Origin of the sequence: Achromobacter sp. UBA5777 (genome assembly GCF_002418565.1) — a bacterium.
GTDB classification, from domain to species: domain Bacteria; phylum Pseudomonadota; class Gammaproteobacteria; order Burkholderiales; family Burkholderiaceae_B; genus Achromobacter; species Achromobacter animicus.
The window spans coordinates 457-3,944 of the sequence record NZ_DIEJ01000086.1 but is presented as its reverse complement, the minus strand read 5'-3'; the positions used below and the strand labels follow the sequence as shown (position 1 = coordinate 3,944).

General features: G+C 66.2%; 5 protein-coding genes and 1 pseudogene. 4 read left to right on the top strand and 2 right to left on the bottom strand.

Annotated features, from left to right (window positions below; genetic code table 11):
• Together B3446_RS06150 and gpmA are read right to left on the bottom strand one after the other, a co-directional pair.
• Positions 1 to 1,004: murein hydrolase activator EnvC family protein (locus tag B3446_RS06150; RefSeq protein WP_414632402.1), on the bottom strand; the 1,004-nt coding region annotated here is incomplete at its 3' end.
• 7 nt (positions 1,005 to 1,011) lie between these two features.
• Complete coding sequence (gene gpmA / locus B3446_RS06145) at positions 1,012 to 1,764, bottom strand: 2,3-diphosphoglycerate-dependent phosphoglycerate mutase (RefSeq protein ID WP_191578413.1); 753 nt, start codon at positions 1,762 to 1,764, stop codon at positions 1,012 to 1,014.
• A 214-nt stretch (positions 1,765 to 1,978) separates the two neighbouring features.
• Between gpmA and B3446_RS06140 the strand changes: the two genes are divergently transcribed.
• The 4 genes and pseudogenes from B3446_RS06140 to B3446_RS06125 form a co-directional block, all read left to right on the top strand.
• Positions 1,979 to 2,401 carry a rhodanese-like domain-containing protein gene (locus B3446_RS06140; RefSeq protein WP_191578414.1) on the top strand — a complete coding sequence of 141 codons (423 nt, stop codon included), beginning with the start codon at positions 1,979 to 1,981 and terminating at the stop codon, positions 2,399 to 2,401.
• Positions 2,402 to 2,453: 52 nt separating this feature from the next.
• On the top strand, positions 2,454 to 2,711 hold the full coding sequence (gene grxC / locus B3446_RS06135; protein ID WP_175122080.1) for a glutaredoxin 3: 258 nt from the start codon (positions 2,454 to 2,456) through the stop codon (positions 2,709 to 2,711).
• Between the two features lie 37 nt (positions 2,712 to 2,748).
• A complete protein-coding gene (secB, locus tag B3446_RS06130; protein ID WP_291378454.1) occupies positions 2,749 to 3,279 on the top strand; it encodes a protein-export chaperone SecB in 531 nt (176 codons plus the stop codon).
• Positions 3,280 to 3,296: 17 nt separating this feature from the next.
• Positions 3,297 to 3,488: pseudogene (locus B3446_RS06125) on the top strand (glycerol-3-phosphate dehydrogenase); the annotation flags it as partial.

The window sequence follows — 3,488 nt, the reverse complement described above, 5'->3', positions numbered from 1 at the left end:
TTCTTCTGAGCTGCCGCTTCGACCTGTTCGCGCGCCTGGGCGGCCTCGCGGGCTTCGCTGTCGCGGCGCGCGCCGTCTTCGGCGGCCTTGCGGTCTGCCTCTGCCTTGCGGCGGGCGTCCTGCGACCGGCGTTCGGCCTCGGCGCGCTTTTTGGCCTCTTCGGCGGCGCGGCGGGCTTCTTCAGCCGCGCGGCGCGCTTCCTCGGCACGACGGGCTTCTTCGGCGCGCTTGCGCGCTTCTTCGGCCTTGCGGGCTTCCTCGATCTGCTTGGCGATGGCCGCGTCCAGATCGGTGATCAGCCGCGACAGGCGCTGATCGTCGCGGCCGAGCTTGTTGGCCTCGGCGCGCTGGGCTGCGATCTGGCCTTCGAGCTGGGCAAGCAGGCTGGCGCGCTCTTTTTGCTGCGCGACCAGCGCGGTTTTCTGTTCGGAGGTTTCGGCGACCCCCTTTTCGATTTCGGCGCGGCGTTCGTCGGCCTGCGCCTGCAGGGCGGCCAGCCGGTCGATGTCGGTCCGCAGCGCCTTCACGGCGTCGGCCCGGGCGCGGGACACGTAATCCAGATAGCCCAGATTGCGGCCCAGCACCTGGGGATCGTCGCCTGAGAGCAGCGCCGTCCAGGGCGACAGGCCGCTGGTGTATTGGGTGCGCAGCTGGTCGGCCAGTTCGACGCGGCGCTTGGCCAGCACGGCCTCCTGCGCGGTGATCTGCTTTTCCAGCGACGCGAGATCGGCCGTCGCCTTGCGGTTGGCGTCGGCCAGTTCCTTCAGGCGCAGGTTGATGCGGGAAATCGACGATTCCGACTGCTTGAGCGCGTCGGCGGCCTCTTTGCGGGCCGCCTCGCGGTCGTCGATGTCCTTTTGCAGACTCTCGATGCGGTCGCGCAAGGCGGCCTGCTGCTTTTCGGCGTCGGACTGACGCCCGGCGAGGTCACTGGGCGCGGCGCGCGCAGGCAGCGTCCCACTGGCCAACATGACCGCCAACAACAACCCCGCCGTGCGACGCATAGAGATATCAGTCCTTCTTGGCCTTGCCCTGAGCCGCGACCGCAGCCATGGCCGCCTCGATCTCGGCGGCATCGCCCAGATAATAGTGGCGGATCGGACGCAGGTCATCATCCAGTTCGTATACCAGCGGCTGGCCGGTCGGGATGTTCAGGTTGACGATGTCGTCGTCAGACACGTTGTCCAGGTGCTTGATGAGGGCGCGCAGGCTGTTGCCGTGGGCGGCGATCAGCACGTTGCGGCCGGAGCGGATGGCCGGGGCGATGGAGTCGTTCCAGAACGGCAGCACGCGTGCCACGGTGTCTTTCAGGCACTCGGTGGCGGGCAGCTGGTCGGCCGGGATCTTGGCGTAGCGGCTGTCAAAGCGCGGGTGGCGTTCGTCGTCCAGCGACAGCGGCTCCGGGGCGATGGCGTAGGCGCGGCGCCAGATCAGGACCTGCTCGTCGCCGTACTTGGCGGCGGTTTCGGACTTGTTCAGGCCCTGCAGGGCGCCGTAGTGGCGTTCGTTCAGGCGCCAGTTCACGCCGACCGGGGTGTACATGGCGTCCATGGCGTCCAGGGCGATCCACAGGGTGCGGATGGCGCGCTTGAGGACCGAGGTGTAGGCCAGGTCGAAGGTGAAGCCTTCTTTCTTGAGCAGTTCGCCCGCCTTGCGGGCCTGTTCGCGGCCGGTGTCGGTCAGGTCGACGTCGGTCCAGCCGGTGAAACGGTTTTCAAGATTCCACTGGCTTTCGCCGTGGCGCATCAGTACGAGTTTGTGCATGGTTTGGGGCGCCCGCCGGGCGGGTTAAAGTTGGAGGATGGTTAAGGAATGCGCTCATTTTATAATTGAGTGATTTTGCCCGTGATTTTGCCCCGGCGCACCGCGTCCATGTCCTGGACGCGTCGCATCAGGGTTCGCCCCTACCAGGCTGGCCGGAAGACTTGCCCACCCGCAAGCCGACGTAGCGCCCGCCGACGTACTACAGGAAGCCTTCGTGGACCTTTTGCAATTCTTGCTCGATAAAAACAACATCTTCATCGTCGCCGTCGCCGTCGTTTCCGGCGTGATGCTGATCATTCCCGCCCTGCGCAAGGGCCGGACCGGGTCCGCCATCAGCACGACTGAAGCCATCCAGATGGTCAACCAGCGCAATGCCGTGTGGGTTGACGTGCGCCCCGTCGAGCAATTCCAGGCCGGTCATATCGCTCAGGCACGAAACGTGCCGGCAGCCGACATCGAGCAGAAGGCCGGCTCGCTGCCCAAGAACAAGCCGCTGGTGGTGGTTTGCGACAATGGCCGCGATTCGGCCCGCGCCGCCGCCAAGCTGCGCGCCCAGGGATTCACCGACGTCGTGCCGCTTGAAGGCGGCATGCGTGCCTGGTCGGCCGCCAGCCTGCCGGTAACCCAGAAGGGTTGAAGCAGGGGGACTCGCCCCCATCTACCTATTCTTGTACCCACAGGAGCGCCCTATGAACAAAGTCGTCATGTACAGCAAGGACTATTGCCCCTATTGCTCCCGCGCCAAGGCGCTGCTCGAGCAGCGTGGCGTGGCCGACCTGGAAATCATCCAGATCGACCGCGAACCGTCCCAGCGCGATGTCATGATCGAACGCACCGGCCGGCGCACCGTCCCGCAGATCTTCATCGGCGATACCCATGTCGGCGGTTGCGACGACCTGATAGCCCTGGACCGCTCGGGTGGACTCACCCCCTTGCTGAACGGCTAATCGCCCCTTTTTGCCTCCCCCACCAACGGAAACACTCATGGCTGATCAAGACCAAAACACCCAGCAAGAAGGCGGCAACGACGCGCCCTCGTTCAATCTGCAGCGCGTCTACCTGAAAGACCTTTCGCTGGAAATGCCGAACGCGCCTCACGTGTTCCTGGAGCAGGAAGCGCCCCAGGTCGAAGTGAGCATCACCGTGGGCGGCCAGCGCCTGGCCGAAACCGTGTTCGAAACCACGGTCACCGTCACCGTCACCACGCGCATCAACGACAAGGTCGTGTACCTGGTCGAAGGCACGCAAGCCGGCATCTTCGAAGCGGCCAACATCCCCGAAGAGCAACTCGATCCGCTGCTGGGCATTGTCTGCCCCACGATGCTGTACCCGTACCTGCGCGCCAACGTCGCCGACGCGATCACCCGCACCTCGATGCCGCCGCTGCACCTGACCGAAGTCAACTTCCAGGCCCTGTACGAGCAGCGCATCGCCGAACTGCAACAGCAGCAGGCCGCCGGCGCCAACGGCGCCGAATCGGGCATCATTCTGCCCCCCGGCGCCCCCCGCCAGTAAGCACCCCGCGGCGCCCCATGAACCAACCCGCCGAGCCGCGCCTGCGCGTCGCCGTCCTGGGAGCGGGCAGTTGGGGCACCGCCCTGGCGGCGGCCGCCAGCCGCCGCCACCCCACCCAGCTCTGGGCGCGCGAAGCCGCGCAAGCGGCCGCCATGGCCGCCACCCACGAAAATGCCCGCTATCTGCCCGGCATTTCCCTGCCCAAGACC

Bases quoted from the DNA above. Each gene is read 5' to 3' on its own strand.
- gpmA (WP_191578413.1), bottom strand. From the start codon at position 1,764: ATGCACAAACTCGTACTGATGCGCCACGGCGAAAGCCAGTGGAATCTT.
- grxC (WP_175122080.1), top strand. From the start codon at position 2,454: ATGAACAAAGTCGTCATGTACAGCAAGGACTATTGCCCCTATTGCTCC.
- secB (WP_291378454.1), top strand. From the start codon at position 2,749: ATGGCTGATCAAGACCAAAACACCCAGCAAGAAGGCGGCAACGACGCG.